Raw genomic sequence first — 16,853 nt, 5'->3', positions numbered from 1 at the left:
CGCGGGACCGGCGCGGGCTTTGCTGGTTCTCCGATTGAGCGAGCAATTCCGTCTCGATTTGGGTCAATCCGGTGTCCGACGCGACCACCTCACGTCTGAAGATCTCCCGCGAGGGGATCGTGCTCATCAAGAGCTTCGAGGGCTTCCGGCCGCGCGCCGTGCGGGACGAGGACGGCGGCTGGGTGATCGGCTACGGCCACACGCTGTCTGCCCGGGAGGGACTGACCGTGAGCGAGCAGGATGCCGAACTGCTGCTGCAGTATGACCTGCTGCCGGTCGTGAAGGCGCTCAACGAAGGCGTTTCGGCGCCGCTGAACCAGCACCAGTTCGACGCCTTGGCCAGCTTCGCGATCTCGGTGGGCGTGGAGCGCTTCCTGGCGTCGGATGTGCTGCAGCGTCTCAACGAGGGCCATGCCGGCGAGGCCGCTGACGCCCTGATCGGCTGGCCCGAGGAGACGCCGCCGGACGCCCGACTGCGTCGTCGGGCCGCCGAGCGCGCCCTGTTCGTTGCCGATCCGGCCAGCCCGATGCATCTGGCCGACCTGCTGGCCGCGCCCCTGCCGCCGCCGCGGATCGCGGCCGCGACAGACGCCGAAGCCGGCGAGCCCATCAGTTCCAATCCGCCCGCGGATGCCCGGGCGGCCGCCGTGGCGGCGCTTCTCGGCGAGCCCTCTGATACTCCTGCGGGTGCGATCGACGAGGCCGCCGAACCGGATCCGGAGGCGCCCGCCTTCGAGCCCACGCCGTTCGAGGCCGAATCGCCCGTCACGACAGTCCACCTGCAACGCTACGCGCCCTATGCGGCGGTGATCGTCGGCCCCTTGCCCGGGTTCCCGGTCCTGAGCGAAGTCCCGCCGCAGCCGGCTCCTGAGCCGACGGCTGAACTCGCCACCCCGGAAACTGTCGCCGATCCGACGCCGGAACCCGATCCCGCCGAGGTGGAGTCGCTGGACCCCTTCCCCGCCGTCGCCGCCCCCTCGCCTGTCGTTCCGCTGGTTCCGCCGGAGCCGGGGGTTTCGCCCTTCCCGCCGATGGATGCGTCCCTGGTGCTGACGCCGGCGACGGAAGCGGACTTCGCCGACGCGCCGCGCCCGATCTGGGAGCCTGAGCAGCGCGTCGAAACCGCGCCTGCGCCCGACGAGACCGTACTGTTCGAGGAGGAGCCGACGGCGTCGGTGCTGCGGCACGAGGTCGAGCCCGCGGCACCCCGCCAGTTCGACTGGGGCGTGACCGGCGCCTTCCTGATCATGGGCGTCACGGGCCTGACCGCCTGCGCAGCGGCGGCGGCGGCGTTCCGCAAGGCGATGCTCGATGAGTCCTCGCTAAACGACTACACCGTCATCGGCTGGGTGCTGGCCCTGATCGGCGTGATCTGCGTCGGCGTGTCGTCGTGGAACCTGTACGTACGCTGGGGCCGCCGGGACTGACTTTGCCTGTCGCGCGGCGCGGTGCTACGCCCCGCGCATGAGCATTCCCAACGCCCCCCAATCGATGGAATTCGGCCTCGGCGAAAACGCCGACATGATCCGCGAAACCACGGCCCGCTGGGCCACCGACCGTCTGGCGCCGCTGGCCGCAGAGATCGACGAGAAGAACCAGTTCCGCCGCGAGCTCTGGCCCGAAATGGGCGAACTGGGGCTGCACGGCATCACGGTCGAGGAAGAGTACAGCGGCCTCGGCCTCGGCTATCTCGAACACGTGGTGGCGATGGAGGAGGTGTCGCGCGCGTCGGCCTCGATCGGCCTGAGCTACGGCGCCCACTCCAACCTGTGCGTCAACCAGATCCGCCGCTGGGGCACTGCCGAGCAGAAGCAGAAATACCTGCCGAAGCTGATTTCGGGCGAGCATGTGGGTTCGTTGGCCATGTCCGAGGCCGGCTCCGGCTCCGACGTCATGTCGATGCGCACGCAAGCGGTGAAACAGGGCGACCGGTACGTTCTGAACGGGACCAAATTCTGGATCACCAACGCCCCCTCGGCTGACACGCTCGTCGTCTACGCCCGCACCGGCGAGGGCAACGGCGGCGTCACGGCCTTCCTGATCGAGCGCGGCATGAAGGGGTTCAGCGTCTCGAAGAAGCTGGACAAGATGGGCATGCGCGGATCGGACACAGCCGAACTGGTGTTCGAGGACTGCGAGGTCCCGGAAGAGAACATCATGGGCCCCGTCGGCGGCGGCGCGGGGGTGCTGATGAGCGGCCTGGACTATGAGCGGGCCGTGCTGTCAGCCGGGCCGCTGGGCATCATGCAGGCGGCGCTGGACGTGGTCCTGCCCTACGTCCGCGAGCGCAAGCAGTTCGGCAAGGCCATCGGCAGCTTCCAGCTGATGCAGGCCAAGGTCGCGGACATGTACGTGGCCCTCAACTCGGCCCGCGCCTACGTCTACGCCGTCGCCCGCGCCTGCGATCAGGGCAAGACGACCCGCTACGATGCGGCGGGCGCGATCCTGCTCGCGTCGGAGAACGCCGTGAAGGTTTCGCTGGAGGCGGTACAGGCGCTGGGCGGCGCCGGGTACACGAAGGAGTGGCCGGTCGAGCGGCTGGTCCGGGACGCGAAACTGTACGACATCGGTGCGGGGACGAACGAGATCCGACGCTTCCTGATCGGGCGGGAACTGCTCGGGAGCTGACCTCCCGCGGCCTGTACGGAACCGGGCTTCAGCTGCGCGGTTGCTCTCCGGCAAAGGAGACGCCGCCATGCCCGCCAAATCCGCCGCCCAGCAGAAGGCCGCCGGGGCCGCCCTGTCCGCCAAGCGCGGAGACACGCCCAAGTCCAAGCTGAAAGGGGCCTCGAAATCGATGGCCGAGTCGATGAGCGAGAAACAGCTCGAGGAGTTCGCCCACACCAAACGCAAGGGCAAGCCGGAGCACGTCAAGAACTAGCGGCGGGGTGGCGACCGGGCAGTGACACGCCCGGGGACGCATGGATGTTTGTTAAGTGGCGCGCGGTCGCGGTCCCGCCTAGATCGGAGAACCCCGTCGCGCGAGTCCCTGCAGCCGCCCATGCCCGACTACGACTACCAGAGCGACTCGCGGCCCTTTTCGCAGGTGCTCGAAGACATCGGGGCCGGCAGTGAGCCGAAGCTCTATCTCGGCGAACTGGTGAACGCTTTCGGCGAGCGCGGATTCGGCGCGCTGATGCTGTTCTTCGGCCTGATGAACATCGCTATCGGCATCATTCCGGGGACGACCACGATTCTCGGCGCGCCGCTGCTGCTGATGGGGCTGCAGCTCATCATCCGCCGGGACGAGGTCTGGCTGCCGGGATGGGCCCTGAAGCGCTCGATCGACCGCGAGGCTTACCGGAACGGCCTCGAGACCGTGCTCCCCCGTCTGAAGAAGGTGGAGCGACTGTCGAAGCCGCGCCTGACCGTGATGACGAGCGAACTGTCCGAGGTGCTGATCGGCATCGCGACCTTCATCCTCGCCTTCATTCTGATTCTGCCGATCTGGGGCGGGAATCTGATCCCGGCCCTGATCATCTCCATGTTCGGCTTCGGCCTGATGCAGCGGGACGGGCTGGCGGTCGTCCTGGCCTGGGCGGCGTTCGGCCTGATCTGCGTGGCCGGTCTCGTGATCTGGCTGGCCTGGCAATGGGTGTCGCCCTACCTCCTGCCGGTGTGGGAGTGGGCCAATGGCCTGGCGCCGCAGGCCTGGGCGTGGATCACCGGACTGTTCGGTGGCTGAACGCACGAGGCGCCGGAGGGGTGACCCTCCGACGCCTGCGAGAACCGGATAACAATCAGCCGCGGAACAGCGACAGGACCAGTTGGGGAGTCTGGTTGGCGATGCCCAGCGCTTGAACCCCGAGCTGCTGCTTCGTCTGCAGAGCCTGAAGCTTGGCGCTTTCCTTCGCCAGATCGGCGTCGACCAGGTTGCCCACCCCCGCTTCCAGCGCGTCCGACAGCTTGCCGACGAACGTGATGTGGGTCGAGAGCGCCTTCGACTTGGTGCCCAGCCGCGCGAGCGAGGCCGAAACCTTGTCGATGGAGTTGGAAACGGCCGTAAGCGAGGCCGTCGCCTTGGTCAGGGTGTCGATCGACTGGGTCGTCGCCACCGAAACGTTCGCACCGCCCAGAGCCAGGACCTCCGCGCCAACCGTAAGGCTGGACGTTCCCTGCACATTGGCCAGGGCCGCGAATCCCGTGGCGCCGGTCTTCAGCAGGTTGACCCCGTTGAAATCGGCGTTGCCGGTGACTGACGCGATCTGGTCACGCAGGGACTTGAAGTCCTCGTTCAGGGCCGCACGGGCCGACGTCTTCAGCGACGCATCCGTCGCCGCCAGAGCCTTCTCCTTCATCTGGAGCAAGAGGTCGGAGACCGTCTCGCCCGCCGCCAGCGCCACGTCGACAGCGGCGACACCGCGATCGAGCGACTGTTTCACCGCGTTCAGCGCCCCGATGTCGGCTCGTTGGCCCTGGGCGATAGCCCAGATGGCCCCGTTGTCCTTGGCGGTCGAAACAGACTTGCCGGTGTTGATCCGGTTCTGCGTCGTCGCCAGCTGGGCGTTGGTCGCGTTCAGGTTCTGGAGCGCAATCTGGGCGCCCACGTTGGTGTTGACCGACATAGTCATCGGCGTGTCCTTCCATTCTGGTCGGTTGAGGAACGGCCTTCTGGCCGTGGAACCGGTTCTGGTTCGCGCACGCCCTCGCAAGGATCAGACCGCACTCATGCGGCGTTCAGCGCCTGATTTTGCTGAGTTTTTGGAAAGCGCTCACGGAGAACCCGGCAGAAAATGTCTGCCTTGGCGGGAGCGCGGGGGCATAGTTTCCGGGCGCCTGACGGCGCCGGCCGTCACATGATCGTTGTTAACCCCGACGCCCTTCGCTAACCCTCGACGGTCATCATCGGAGCGTTTCATGACCCGCCAGAGCGACCGGTTCGAGGGCACCTCGAACTACATCGCCACCGACGACCTGAAGATCGCGGTCAATGCGGCCGTAGCGCTTGAGCGGCCGCTGCTGATCAAGGGCGAGCCGGGCACCGGCAAGACCGTGCTGGCCTATGAGATCGCTCGCGCCCTGAACGCGCCGCTGATCACCTGGCACGTCAAGTCGACCACCAAGGCCCACAACGGCCTGTACGAATACGACGCCGTTTCGCGGCTGCGCGACAGCCAGCTGGGCGAGGAGCGCGTGCACGACGTGCGCAACTATCTGAAGCCCGGCAAGCTGTGGGAGGCCTTCACCTCCCCTGCCCGGCCCGTGCTGCTGATCGACGAGATCGACAAGGCCGACATCGAATTCCCCAACGACCTGCTGCAGGAACTCGATCGTATGGAGTTCTTCGTCCAGGAGACGGGCGAGACCATCCGGGCGGAGGTTCGGCCCGTAGTCATCATCACCTCGAACAACGAGAAGGAGCTGCCGGACGCCTTCCTGCGCCGCTGCTTCTTCCACTACATCCGTTTCCCGGACGACGGGACGATGCGGGCGATCGTCGAGGTCCACTTCCCGGGCATCAAGCCGCGGCTGGTCTCGGAAGCGCTGAAGACCTTCTACGAAATCCGCGACACGCCCGGACTGAAGAAGAAGCCTTCGACCTCCGAACTTCTGGACTGGCTCAAACTGCTACTGGTCGAGGACATCGATCCCGAGACCCTGCGCGAGAAGTCTCCAAACAAGCTGATCCCGCCGCTGCACGGCGCCTTGCTGAAGAACGAGCAGGACGTGCATCTGTTCGAGCGGCTGGCCTTTCTGAACCGCCGCGAAGGCTCCCGTCCCGGCGCCTGAACACACAAGCGGACAGGTTTCGTCATGCCGATTACCGCGATTTCACTGGATTCCCGAGGCGCGGCGCGCAGGATGAAGGCGACAAGGACCGATACCATGCCCATGCGTCGCCTTCTGATCCCCGCCCTTTGCCTCGCTGGTCTGACCGCGGCGTGCGACGGCGATTCCGTCCGTATCTCATCGACCCATACGGAAGATCCGGAGGCCAAGGGAGCGCTGAAGGTCGTCGAAACCCTGCAGTGCCCGCAGAGCATGGGGTCCCTGACCCGCAAGGGCTCAGCCACGTCCGAAGGCACGGTCTGCACCTATGCCGGTCCGCGCGGGGCCGAGGTCAGCCTTCACCTCGTGAAGCTGAACGGTGGCAGCCCGGCGGATGTGCTCAAGGCGTTCGAGGATCGTCTCGGCGCGGCCCTGCCGCAGGCCGTGGCGCAGCTGAAGGCTTCCGCCGAGGCCGACGCGACGGCCGCTGCCGCCGGCGAAGGTCAGCCGGCCGGAGAGCGGACGTCTGTCCAGGCTCCCGGCGTCGATATCAAGACCGAGGGCGACGACGCCACCGTCCGCATGCCCGGCCTGCACATCGAGTCGAAGGGCGATGACGCCAGCGTCCGTATCGGCGGCTTCCGCATCGACGCGAGCGACAGCGGCGACCGCGTCAATGTCGAGGGGGCGGCGGGGGAAGACAACGTCAGCGTCCAGGCCAATCAGGACGCCGCGGAAATCCGCACCAGCGCCAGCGGTGGCGCCACCCGCGCCAACTGGATCCTGACCGACAACCGTCCGTCCGAGGCCGGATGGCGTCTGGTCGGCTACGAGGCGCGCGGTCCGGCCGGCGGCCCGATCGTGGTCGCCACCGTGCGTTCTCGCGACCGCAACCGCGGCAGCGTGTTCGAGGACGCCAAGGATCTGGTCGCCCTGAACGTCGGCGAATAAGCCGCCTCAGGCTTGATCGCGGCGGCGGGATGCGTCACCTGACGTGCCCACCGCAGGATACCGCCTTGGCCGTCACGCCCCGCTCTCCGTCGTCGAAGAATGCTCCGCGCGCATGGCAGCGGATGCTGTCCGGCCGCCGGCTGGATCTGCTCGATCCGTCGCCGTTCGATATCGAGGTCGAGGACATCGCCCACGGCCTCGCCCGCGTGGCCCGCTGGAACGGCCAGACCATCGGCGAGCATGCGTTTTCGGTGGCCCAGCACAGTTGTGTGGTCGAGGAGATCGCGGCCCACATCCAGCCGGGACTGGAGCCGAAATGGCGGCTTGCGGCCCTGCTTCACGACGCGTCCGAGTACGTCATCGGCGACATGATCTCCCCGTTCAAGGCGGCGCTGGGCGTCAGCTACAAGGATTTCGAGGCCCGGCTCGAGCACGCCATCCACATCCGCTTCGGCCTGCCGGCCAAGAGCCCGGTCGCCATCAAGAAGCTGATCAAGGAGGCGGACAAGGCCTGCGCCTTCTTTGAGGCGACACAGCTGGCGGGCTTCACGCGGACGGAGGCGCTTGGCTTCTTCGGCAAGCCCCCTGCGGGCTACGATCTGGTCATCGACCCCCTGCCCGCCCCGGTGGCCCAGCAGCGCTATCTGGAGCGCTACCGCGTACTGGCGGAGGCCGTGGGCCTCGTCCCCGCCCCCGACGCTTGGCACACGGAATAGGGATGGCGGGCGCGGCGGAACAGGGCGTTCGCATCGGCCTGTCGGCGGTGGTCATCGCGCTTCGCGACCGCAAGGCCTGCGTCCTGACCACGCCGGGGGATGACGGCGCCCTGGCCCTGCCGTTCGGGCCGTTCGACCCGGCCCGAGATCGCACCTTCGAACTGGCCCTGCGCGCCTTCGTGACGGCGCAGACGGGTTTCCGCCTCGGGTTCGTCGAACAGCTCTACACCTTTGGCGATCTGGGCAGGGCCAGCCCGCGCGCCACGCCGGGGCCGGAACGGCGCCGCGAGGTCTCGGTCGGCTATCTGGCCCTGACCGCCGACGCCGCCGACGCTCCGCTGGCCGGCGCCCGCTGGACGCCGGTGCTGGACATCTTTCCGTGGGAGGACCGCCGCGACGGCGCCGCCGCCTGCCTCCGACCCCTGCTGGAGGGCCTGACAGTCTGGGCCGGGAGCGACCCGAAGCGGCAGGCGCGCGTCGACACCCTGTTCGCACCCACGCCGCCGCATCGCTGGAACGAGGGCCGGGTGCTGGAGCGCTACGAGTTGCTCTACGAGGCCGGCCTCGTCGCCGAGGCCTCGCGGGATCGGGATCAAGCGGCTCCGCCGGGGACACCCGGCCGGATCATGGCCTCGGACCACCGCCGCATCCTGGCCACCGGACTGGGACGGCTGCGCAGCAAGCTGAAATACCGGCCGGTGCTGTTCGACCTGATGCCGCCGACCTTCACCCTGTCCGAGCTGCAGGCCGCGGCCGAGGCGGTCGCCGGCCTGTCGCTGCACAAGCAGAATTTCCGCCGGGGCGTGGAGCGGACAGGCTTGGTGGAGCCGACCGGCCGTTTGTCCGCCGCCACCGGTGGCCGTCCGGCCGAGCTGTTCCGCACGATCGACGGCGACCTGTCGGCGGCCGACGCGCTCGGCCTGCCCCTCCCCGCCCAGCGCTGAACATCAGCCCCTCGCAAAGCCGCCTCGAAGGAAGCGCGGACACGCGTTCGCAAGGGGTTGCGGCGCGGCCTTGGCGCCATTAGAGAAGCCGCTCGCTCGACCAAGCGTACGACGGCCCCGCGGAGAGGTGGCAGAGTGGTCGAATGTACCGCACTCGAAATGCGGCGTGCCTTTACGGGTACCGTGGGTTCGAATCCCACCCTCTCCGCCACGGCCTGTAAATTGAACATGCGATTCAGTAGCTTACAGAGTGTGCGCTTCACGGTACCTACTTCTGTCCCAACTTTCAGCTGAGTTTCGCTAGTTGGGCTAGGCCCGATCACTCGCAGGCAGCGATCTGGTCCCTTCCGTAATAAAGAACGTGAACACGCGCCGTTTTTAGGATTTCAACGCGCCGTCTCTTCCTGCGCCCGACGGAGGTTGGCACGGCAGTTCTCCAAACCCCGCACGAACACGATAGTTGAGAACGGTCGAGGATCGTTCTGGTCTATCACCTGTATTGACCCATCACCGAGATCTAGGCGCATGATTGAGCCGCCGTTGGCCAATAGCTTGCCTATGAACTGATCTGGATTCCTGTCGCCGGTCTGGGCAGTCAGCGACTCGCAGAATATGTGTTCGGGGTTCATGGCGAACCAGTCGTTCGGCGGATCCGGGACGTAGGCGGCCTCGCTATCAGGCGGCGCACCTGCCCCGATCAGATTGAGCTTGCGTCGGTTTTCAGCATCCTCCCGCGTGACGTATTCGCGCTCGATCCGCTCAGCCTCCGCTGTAACCGCCGCCAGATGCTCCGCAGTTGTTTCTGGATCAGAGTGTGCGGCTGCTTCGAGAGCGTCGGCAGCCACGTCCGCCGCGGCATCAGCAGTCGAGGCGCGCTCATCGCAGGCCGCGAGGCCGAGCGCTAAGGCTCCGGCCAATATCAGGTGTCGTTGCACGTTCGTCCCCGTGTTCGCCGCGGCCGGAGCCGGGACGGTTGAACACGCGCACACAGGGAACGCGCCTCCCGTATTCCCTACGAGAGGTATTGTATTCCGGGAGCCGCCCGACAAAGCGGGGCTCCTGTGTTCACGGCATGCGCGATCGCGGTCGGTGTTCAAGCCGAAGCGCGACGGGTCGTTATTCCACGATCAGGCGGCCCCGGCTAGGCGCTGGCAAATTTCGTATTTGACTCGACGACGTACCAGTCCAGTTCGATGGCCGCCCAGTTCCCGGTATGAGGCTTGTCGTCGGCGAAGACTGGGAAACCGCGGACGATGCCTAGCTCGCCTTTTGGATGAGTCGCAGGCCGCCGACTGCGAGGCGCCAGAACTGCACATCGGCTGTTGCAGGGGTACCGAACATTGGCGCGAGATAGTCTGAACGTCTGCTCCCGACCCGTTGCGGACCTGTTCCGGCGGGCTACTGTCGGGGATGACCTTCCGCTTCGAAGACGCCTATCCCACCTCGCCTGCCTTTGGCGAGTTGCCGGCGCTACGGATTCCATCCGGCTGGCGCATCGAGTGGAATAGCCTCCGGTCGAGTATGGAAGGCGACCTCGCGACGATTGGCGGGTCCACGATCTACAATGCGACCAACGTAGGCACGCGGTTCAACATCGACGTGACGTTCGAACCCGAGTTTGATCCTGAGGGATCATTCTTTCTTCGGGTCGCCTACGCGCCCTGGCCCAGGTCGGAACGGGGCCGTCGCATGAAGGAACAACCGCTGAGCTTCCTGGATGCTGTGGTCGTTCATTCGTTCCATACAAGATCCTACGCGGCACTTGTCGCAGAGCTCGAACACTGGATCGCTCGCTGCACAGTCTGGACGCGCGAGGGCAGTTGAAAGCTGCTTTCACGGACTGGATCGTGAAAGCGCAAGGCTCCTTCTCACCCGTGGGCGACTGTCAGCTTCCGACCCATTGCGGACGTTGCCGCTCGGGCACTCGGCAAGCTTGGCGGACCGCGATCATGGTACGGAGAGCAGGGAGGCGGTTCATGAGACGCAAATTAGTCACCATCAGCACTCTCGCATTGCTTGCTGCGGCCGGTTGTCAGAACGCTGAAAATCGCCGCGACGTCCGGATGCTGGAGATTGCCGATCAACGTGCCGCCACCCAGGCCCTGCAAGAGTGTGAAGTCGCTTGGGACAGAGCCACAGCAGTCGAAGGTCCGCGGGCGAAGTTCATGAAAAACTGTATGTCCGCATCATGGCTCGCGCTGTGTGAAGACGGGTCAGCTTCGTTCTCTGACTCTGTTGACGCGGTGTGCAGGGGACGTGGAGGGGTCCGCGGCTGGGTGCGCGTTATCGACGGATGATCGTCTATCTGCCAAGCGACGGCCCCCTTCCACCCATTGGCGACTGTCGGCTCTCGACCCATTGCGGACGTCCGGCCTCGCCAGCTCGTTGGCAACTAGGTTCGCGCCAAAAGCGGATGTGCTTTGACGCCGCACTACGCAAACCTCCCGCGAGCGGTGTCACGGGAGGCTTGGATGTGGCTGGATAGGGAGAAGTCAGGCCGCTGCCTTCCAAGTCGGCTCCAACGCCGCATGCGGAGGGCAGGGAGCGACGGCCTGGATCGGCAGTCCGCCCAGCTCGTTGGCGTAGCCGTGGTTGACGTCGCGGTGGTGCGCCTCGTCGGCCCGGACCACCAGCACCACGTCCCGCAGCGTCGCGTCGTCGGGCAGGCCCCAGTAGCGCTTGGCGATCTCGGGGGCGGGCACGTTGGGGCTGCGGCCCTCGTCGATCTCGGCGAGATAGTGGGTATAGCTGATCACCGCCTCCTCCTCGAAATAGCCGACCACCCGGTGGGCCGTCTTAGAGGACACGAGGTAGAGGCCGAAGAAGAACAGGTAGAAGACCCACTGCACCGAAACGATGACGAAGCGCTCGAACAGCGTCGGCTTCGAAATCTCGATGAAGGTCATCAGGTGCATGCGCTCGTTTTCGGCTTCGTCCATCAGGGTCTTGATCCAACCCTTGTCGTCGCACATCCGGCGTAGGCAGCTCAGGTGATTGATGGTGGCACCGACCATGCCGGGCACTGCGGCGACGGTCTCGAGCACCACGGCCCGGTGCCCGTAACGCTTGGCGAAGAAGGTGTCGGCGCAGAAGCGCAGCAGCTTGGTGAAGCCGAACGCCACCTGATCGGACAGGCCGCTGGGCCGGTGGTGAACGGAGAGATCGACGAGGGGGGCGGTCATGGCCTTGGCTCCTGCTGATCCGGAGATCGCTCCGGGCCGCTGCGGCGGCGTCTTGAAGATGCAACCGGTGTAGAAGCCGTCGCCCGGCGGCGGTATTTGGGTCTTCGCCCTAAGGGGAATCCCGGAGGCGCGGTTCTCGCGTAGCCGGGCCAAAGGAGCATTCATGCGAGCCTTGCAGTCCCCGGAAACCGCGCCCTCCGCCCTTGTCCGTCCAGTCTCGCCGTGGATGGCCATCGCCGCAGCGGTCGTGGTCGCGGCGGCGGGGGCCGGTCTTCGGGTCGCTCTGGGCGAGCGCATCGGCGATCATGGCGCCTTCCTCGTCTTCGTGCCGGCGGTGGTGGTCGGGGCCGCGATGGGCGGATGGCTCCCTGGCGCTGCGGCGGCGTTGCTCGGACTCGCGGCGGGGCTGCTTTTCTCGCCTTGGAGCCAAGCCCTATGGATCGAGGCCGCGCTGTTCGTCGGGGTGGCGGGCGCCGTCACCGTCGGGGGCGAATGGTTTCAGCGCGCGCACCGGGAGCTGTCCGCGCGCGAGACCCACCTGCGGCTCATCCTGAACACCATTCCCGACGCCATGATCCTCATCGACGACGCCGGTCTAATCCGCGCCTTCAGCCCCACAGCCGAACGGCTGTTCGGTTGGTCCGTCGACGAGGTGATCGGCCAGAACGTCAGCGTCCTGATGCCCTCGCCCCACCGCGAGGCGCACGACGGCTATCTGCAGCGCTACTACCGCACAGGCGAGCGCCGGATCATTGGCCTCGGGCGCGTCGTCGTTGGCCAGCGGCGCGACGGCTCGACCTTCCCGATGGAGCTTGCGGTGGGCGAAATGCGCACGGCCGAAGGGCGCTTCTTCACCGGCTTCGTGCGGGACCTTACGGAACGGCAGCTGGCCGAGGCGCGCATGCAGGAACTGCAGAGCGACCTTGTGCGCGTCTCGCGCCTGACCGCCCTCGGCGAAATGGCCTCCGCGCTGGCGCACGAGTTGAACCAGCCGCTCACCGCCATTTCCAACTATCTGAAGGGCTCGAAGAGGCTGCTGGATTCCAGGGGCCTCGGCGAGGACCGGATCGCCACCGCCCTCGATCAGGCCGCAGATCAAGCCCTTCGGGCGGGGGTCATCATCCGCCGGCTGCGCGAGTTCGTCTCCCGGGGCGAGACCGAACGCCGGCTCGAGGACCTGCCGAAGCTGATCGAGGAAGCCAGCGCCCTGGCCCTCGTGGGCGCCCGGGAACATGGCGTGCGCGTCCGGTTCGAGATCGATCCGGCCGCCGACCGCGTGCTCGCTGACAAGGTTCAGATCCAGCAGGTGCTTCTCAACCTGATCCGCAACGGGATGGACGCCATGGAGGGGTCGCCGAAGCGCGAACTCGTCATCGCCGCCGCCCCGGTCGACAGCGATCTGCTGCGGGTCTCCGTCTCCGATACCGGCGCGGGCGTCGACGCGGATCTGGCCGGCCAGTTGTTTCAGCCCTTCGTGACCAGCAAGCGGACGGGTATGGGGGTGGGGCTGTCGATTTCGCGCACCATCATCGAGACCCACGGCGGCCGCATCTGGTTCGAGCCGAACCCGGTACGCGGCACGGTCTTCCACTTTACGCTCCAGCGCGCCCATCTCGAGAAGGAGGTTCCCGGTGACGACTGACCCCATCATCCACGTCATCGACGACGATGCGGCCGTTCGGGACTCCGTCTCCTTCCTGCTGGAGACCGCCGACTTGACGGCGCGCACCTATGAGTCCGCGCTCGCCTTCCTCGCCGATAGCGATCGTCCGGCCGGCTGCATCGTCACCGACGTGCGCATGCCGGACATGACCGGCCTCGAACTCGCCCGCCGCCTGCGGGAAAGCGGATCGCTCGAGCCGGTCATCGTGATCACCGGCCACGCCGATGTGCCGCTCGCCATCGAGGCCATGCGCGCGGGCGTCGTCGACTTCATCGAAAAGCCGTTCGACGACGAGGTTCTTCTCGGCTCCATCCGACGTGTTCTGGACCTGGCGACCAAGGCCTCGTCGGTGGACGCGGAGCGCCGCGCGTTCGCCTCCCGGCTGGAATCTCTGTCGCCACGCGAGCGCGACGTCGTGGACGGGCTGGTAAAGGGCCACGCCAACAAGGTCATCGCCTTCGATCTCGGCATCAGCCCCCGCACGGTCGAGGTCTACCGTGCCAACGCCATGACCAAAATGCAGGCTGGCAGCCTCTCGGAACTGGTCAGGATGGTCATGACCGCCGGCTAGTAAGGAGCGCCCAATGAGCCGCCGCCGGGAATCGGACCTTTGTCCGTCAGCCTGCCCAACATCCGCTTTCCACCCATAACGGACGAGCGCCGGGTCCGCTGAGCGGGCCCGGCGAAAGGTCATAGATCGATTTGTTCGGAGAGCTCCAAGGCGTCGTCCACTTCGATCCCGAGATAGCGAACCGTACTTTCGAGTTTCCGATGGCCCAGCAGCAACTGACAGGCCCGCAGGTTGCCAGTCTTCTTGTAGACAAGTGAGACCTTCGTCCGTCTGAGACTGTGGGTTCCGTAGGCCGCCGCTTCGAGATCGATCAACCGGATCCACTGATCCACGAGCCGCGCGTACTGCCGCGTGCCAATGTGAGCACCGGCACGACTTCGGCTGGGGAACAACCAGTCGTCGTCGCGATGACCGCGCATCTGGAGCCAAGCCGCAATCGCCTCGCGCGCCGGCTCTGTGATCTCGAAGGGAACCGGTCGGCCGGTCTTCTGCTGGATGACGGTGGATCGCAGCCTCAAAGATCCGCCGGGAGCAACATCGCTCACGCGCAGCTTCACCAGGTCACACGCTCTGAGTTTTGCATCGAGCGCGCAGTTGAACATTGCAAGGTCGCGTATGCGCTTGGCGACCTTGAGCTGTTGTCGGATCGCCCAGATGTGCTTGGGCTTCAGGGGTGCTTTTGGCCCGATTAGACGACCAGCGTTCCAAGGTCGCCGAGGGATGATGAACAGGTCAGACTGGCGCATGGCCAACCTCCCAAGAGATGACCTCCCTGCCCCCTGATCTTACTCCAGTTCCGTCAGGCCTGCGCCAGAAGCCGACTTGTCACTGGGCCGCGCACGCGCTTCAACGCCACAGCATCTGGCGGAGAAACACGCAGCAGTCCTTTGGCGTATTCCGTCAGTGAATTGGCGCAGTCCGCCAATGAAGGATTTTGTCGTGGATCTACCTTTCTCTTCGACGCCGGCGCCTTCGCCGCGCGGTGAGCAAGGAGCAGACCGCCATGAACAACCTCATCAAGGACGCCCGCCACATCCCGGTCGCCGAACCCGGCCTGACCGTTTCCTACAGTCCGATCACTTTGGCAGCGCCGCAGCGCGGGCTTCCGCTGGAGCTCCGCATTACTGGGCCCGCCTCGGGCGACCGGCTCCCGGTCGTTCTGCTGTCGCACGGCCACGGCCCCTCGAACTACATCCCGTCCAAGGATGGCTACGGCTCGCTGGTGAACTTCTACGCCGAGCGCGGTTTTGTCGTGATCCAGCCGACCCACCTGAACTCGAGGGTCGCGGGCCTTCCGGCCGACTCAGCCGGCGGGCCGCTGTTCTGGCGTTCGCGGGTCGAGGACATGAGCACGATTCTGGACTGCCTAGACGAGATCGAGGCCGCTGCCCCGGCCTTCATCGGTCGCCTAGATCGGGACAAGGTTGCGGTCGTCGGCCACTCCATGGGCGGGCAGACCGCCGGCATGCTGCTAGGCGCGAGGCTGACGGATCCCAAGGACCCGACCGCGCAGGACGTCAACATGCTCGAGCCCCGCATCAAGGCTGGCCTGATCCTCACCGCCCCGGGCAACGGCGGCGACAGCCTGAGCGAGATGGCCGCGACCAACTACAGCTTCTTCAACCCCGACTTCTCGCACATGACGACCCGCAGCCTGGTCGTCGTCGGCAGCGACGACGCCTCGGCCCACCTGACCGTCCGGGGGCCGTCCTGGCACGAAGATCCCTACCACTGCAGCCCGGGCGCCGAGGCGCTGATGACGGTGCTCGGCGGCAAGCACGGGCTGGGCGGCATCTCCGGCTACGACGCCCGGGAGACCGACGATGAGGACCCCGAACGTCTGGAGATCGTCCTGCGCATGACGTGGGCGTACCTCCGCTCGGCCCTTGACGGCGACGACCGCGCTTGGGCCGCCGCCCGCGCCGCGCTCGAGACCTACGCTCCGTCGCAGGCCCGGGTGGACCTGCGCTAGCGAAGAGGCGCGTTCCCGGCCATCCTCGCACGGGTGGCCGGGAACGGCGCGATCACTCACAAGGAGTTCCGCACATGGCGACGCCCATGGTCGACAAGGGACGGTTCCCGCCCACGCTGTGGCGAGCCCTGCGCGACGCGGGGCTGGAGCCGGCCAAAATCCTGCGCGCCGCGGGCCTCGCATCCACCCTGCACCTCGACGCTTCGGCGGCCTTCTCCACGGCCCAGTTGTTCGCGGTCTGGAAGGCCGTCGAGACACTCGCTGACGATGCCGCCTTGGCGCCGCGGCTCCTTCGGGCTGCCGATCTCTCGGGCCATCAGCCGGCATTCATCGCCGCCCTTTACGCCGCGGACTTCCGTGACGGCATAGGGCGCATCGAGCGCTTCAAGCGGATGGGCGCCTGCGAGGTCTTCCGCGCCGAAGAGAGCGCGGGACGCTGGACGATCGCGAAGGACTGGCCCTTTGCCACGGAGCCGGAGCCGGCGGTCTCGGTCGACCTCAGTTTCATCTTCCTGCTGGAGCTCGGACGCCGCGGCTCCGGCCGGCGCATCACCCCGGCCCGCGTCGAATATCGCCGGGCGGGTCCCGCCGCCCCCGAACTCGAAGACCACTACGGCGCCCCGATCCTCTTCGGGTCCGCCCGCAACGCCATGACCTTCGACCTCGACGACCTCGCCGCCCCGTTCCCGGGCCACAGCCCCGAGTTCCTCGACCTCGTCACCCCGGGGCTCGCGGCGGCGTTTGCCGAGATTCAGGACAGCGACGACATCACCGAACGCGTCAAGGCCGTCCTCAAGCGCTCCCTCGCCAGCGGCCGCCCCGAGATCGCTTATGTGGCGCGCGAGCTGGCCATGAGCGAGCGCACCCTGCAGAGGCGCATCACAGCCGAAGCTACGACCTTCCGCGCCCTCCTCTCCGACGCCCGCCGCGAACTCAGCCAGCAGCTCCTCGGCGACTCAGCCCTCCAGATCGACGAGGTCACCTACCTGCTCGGCTACCAGGACACGACGTCCTTCTACAGGGCGTTCAGAGACTGGGCCGGCGTTTCTCCGGGCGAATGGCGCGCAGGCATCGCCAGCCGGTCCGAAGCGCCGAACGCCCTGCATTGACCCCTTCGCGTTAGCGGGCTGCCAGACCTCGGCCTT

Annotated in this window: 17 protein-coding genes and 1 tRNA gene; 14 read left to right on the top strand and 4 right to left on the bottom strand. The window is 66.7% G+C overall.

Annotated elements, in window-relative coordinates; translation table 11 throughout:
* Positions 1–71: 71 nt before the first annotated feature.
* From GGQ87_RS10095 to GGQ87_RS10080, 4 genes are all read left to right on the top strand, one after another.
* Positions 72–1,427, top strand: a complete 1,356-nt coding sequence (locus GGQ87_RS10095) for a glycoside hydrolase family protein (RefSeq protein WP_168047097.1) — start codon at positions 72–74, stop codon at positions 1,425–1,427.
* Positions 1,428–1,464: 37 nt separating this feature from the next.
* On the top strand, positions 1,465–2,628 hold the full coding sequence (locus tag GGQ87_RS10090; protein WP_168047095.1) for an isovaleryl-CoA dehydrogenase: 1,164 nt from the start codon (positions 1,465–1,467) through the stop codon (positions 2,626–2,628).
* 67 nt (positions 2,629–2,695) lie between these two features.
* Positions 2,696–2,881: a DUF3008 family protein gene (locus GGQ87_RS10085; RefSeq protein WP_168047093.1), complete on the top strand. Its 186-nt coding sequence runs from the start codon at positions 2,696–2,698 to the stop codon at positions 2,879–2,881.
* 120 nt (positions 2,882–3,001) lie between these two features.
* Positions 3,002–3,685 carry an exopolysaccharide biosynthesis protein gene (locus tag GGQ87_RS10080; protein WP_168047091.1) on the top strand — a complete coding sequence of 228 codons (684 nt, stop codon included), beginning with the start codon at positions 3,002–3,004 and terminating at the stop codon, positions 3,683–3,685.
* Positions 3,686–3,740: 55 nt separating this feature from the next.
* Here GGQ87_RS10080 and GGQ87_RS10075 read toward each other — a convergent pair whose 3' ends face one another.
* Positions 3,741–4,571, bottom strand: a complete 831-nt coding sequence (locus GGQ87_RS10075; RefSeq protein WP_168047089.1) for a flagellin — start codon at positions 4,569–4,571, stop codon at positions 3,741–3,743.
* A 286-nt stretch (positions 4,572–4,857) separates the two neighbouring features.
* Here GGQ87_RS10075 and GGQ87_RS10070 point away from each other — a divergent pair, with 286 nt between their 5' ends.
* The 5 genes from GGQ87_RS10070 (at position 4,858) to GGQ87_RS10050 (ending at position 8,531) form a co-directional block, all read left to right on the top strand.
* Complete coding sequence (locus GGQ87_RS10070; protein ID WP_168047087.1) at positions 4,858–5,730, top strand: AAA family ATPase; 873 nt, start codon at positions 4,858–4,860, stop codon at positions 5,728–5,730.
* A gap of 96 nt (positions 5,731–5,826) precedes the next feature.
* Entirely contained in the window at positions 5,827–6,660 is an 834-nt protein-coding gene (locus tag GGQ87_RS10065) for a methyltransferase type 11 (protein WP_245161460.1), read from the top strand.
* Positions 6,661–6,782: 122 nt separating this feature from the next.
* Positions 6,783–7,376, top strand: coding sequence for an HD family hydrolase (locus tag GGQ87_RS10060; protein ID WP_245161563.1), 594 nt, complete (start codon positions 6,783–6,785; stop codon positions 7,374–7,376).
* Between the two features lie 2 nt (positions 7,377–7,378).
* A complete protein-coding gene (locus GGQ87_RS10055; RefSeq protein ID WP_245161459.1) occupies positions 7,379–8,320 on the top strand; it encodes an NUDIX hydrolase in 942 nt (313 codons plus the stop codon).
* Positions 8,321–8,441: 121 nt separating this feature from the next.
* A tRNA-Ser gene (locus tag GGQ87_RS10050) sits at positions 8,442–8,531 on the top strand.
* A 175-nt stretch (positions 8,532–8,706) separates the two neighbouring features.
* Here the strand turns inward: GGQ87_RS10050 and GGQ87_RS10045 are convergent.
* A complete protein-coding gene (locus tag GGQ87_RS10045; protein WP_168047083.1) occupies positions 8,707–9,255 on the bottom strand; it encodes a hypothetical protein in 549 nt (182 codons plus the stop codon).
* A 475-nt stretch (positions 9,256–9,730) separates the two neighbouring features.
* On the opposite strand from GGQ87_RS10045, the gene GGQ87_RS10040 reads away from it, so the two are divergent.
* The gene (locus tag GGQ87_RS10040) at positions 9,731–10,144 is read left to right on the top strand and encodes a hypothetical protein (RefSeq protein ID WP_168047081.1); all 414 of its coding nucleotides are present in this window, start codon (positions 9,731–9,733) and stop codon (positions 10,142–10,144) included.
* Positions 10,145–10,812: 668 nt separating this feature from the next.
* Here the strand turns inward: GGQ87_RS10040 and GGQ87_RS10035 are convergent.
* On the bottom strand, positions 10,813–11,502 hold the full coding sequence (locus tag GGQ87_RS10035; protein WP_168047079.1) for an alternative oxidase: 690 nt from the start codon (positions 11,500–11,502) through the stop codon (positions 10,813–10,815).
* A 163-nt stretch (positions 11,503–11,665) separates the two neighbouring features.
* Between GGQ87_RS10035 and GGQ87_RS10030 the strand changes: the two genes are divergently transcribed.
* Positions 11,666–13,144: a sensor histidine kinase gene (locus tag GGQ87_RS10030; protein WP_168047077.1), complete on the top strand. Its 1,479-nt coding sequence runs from the start codon at positions 11,666–11,668 to the stop codon at positions 13,142–13,144.
* Positions 13,134–13,736 carry a response regulator FixJ gene (gene fixJ / locus GGQ87_RS10025; RefSeq protein ID WP_168047075.1) on the top strand — a complete coding sequence of 201 codons (603 nt, stop codon included), beginning with the start codon at positions 13,134–13,136 and terminating at the stop codon, positions 13,734–13,736. The genes GGQ87_RS10030 and fixJ overlap by 11 nt, the downstream gene beginning before the upstream one ends.
* Before the next feature lie 119 nt (positions 13,737–13,855).
* Here fixJ and GGQ87_RS10020 read toward each other — a convergent pair whose 3' ends face one another.
* The gene (locus GGQ87_RS10020; RefSeq protein ID WP_168047073.1) at positions 13,856–14,482 is read right to left on the bottom strand and encodes a tyrosine-type recombinase/integrase; all 627 of its coding nucleotides are present in this window, start codon (positions 14,480–14,482) and stop codon (positions 13,856–13,858) included.
* A 257-nt stretch (positions 14,483–14,739) separates the two neighbouring features.
* Here GGQ87_RS10020 and GGQ87_RS10015 point away from each other — a divergent pair, with 257 nt between their 5' ends.
* Both GGQ87_RS10015 and GGQ87_RS10010 read left to right on the top strand, forming a co-directional pair.
* Positions 14,740–15,708 (top strand): alpha/beta hydrolase family protein, encoded by a 969-nt coding sequence (locus tag GGQ87_RS10015; RefSeq protein ID WP_168047071.1) that lies wholly within the window; start codon positions 14,740–14,742, stop codon positions 15,706–15,708.
* A 74-nt stretch (positions 15,709–15,782) separates the two neighbouring features.
* Positions 15,783–16,817 carry an AraC family transcriptional regulator gene (locus GGQ87_RS10010; protein ID WP_168047069.1) on the top strand — a complete coding sequence of 345 codons (1,035 nt, stop codon included), beginning with the start codon at positions 15,783–15,785 and terminating at the stop codon, positions 16,815–16,817.
* Positions 16,818–16,853: the final 36 nt, after the last annotated feature.

Origin of the sequence: Brevundimonas alba (assembly GCF_011927945.1) — a bacterium.
GTDB classification, from domain to species: domain Bacteria; phylum Pseudomonadota; class Alphaproteobacteria; order Caulobacterales; family Caulobacteraceae; genus Brevundimonas; species Brevundimonas alba.
Note: the sequence above shows the minus strand (reverse complement) of the source record. Positions and strands in the feature narration are given on the sequence as shown.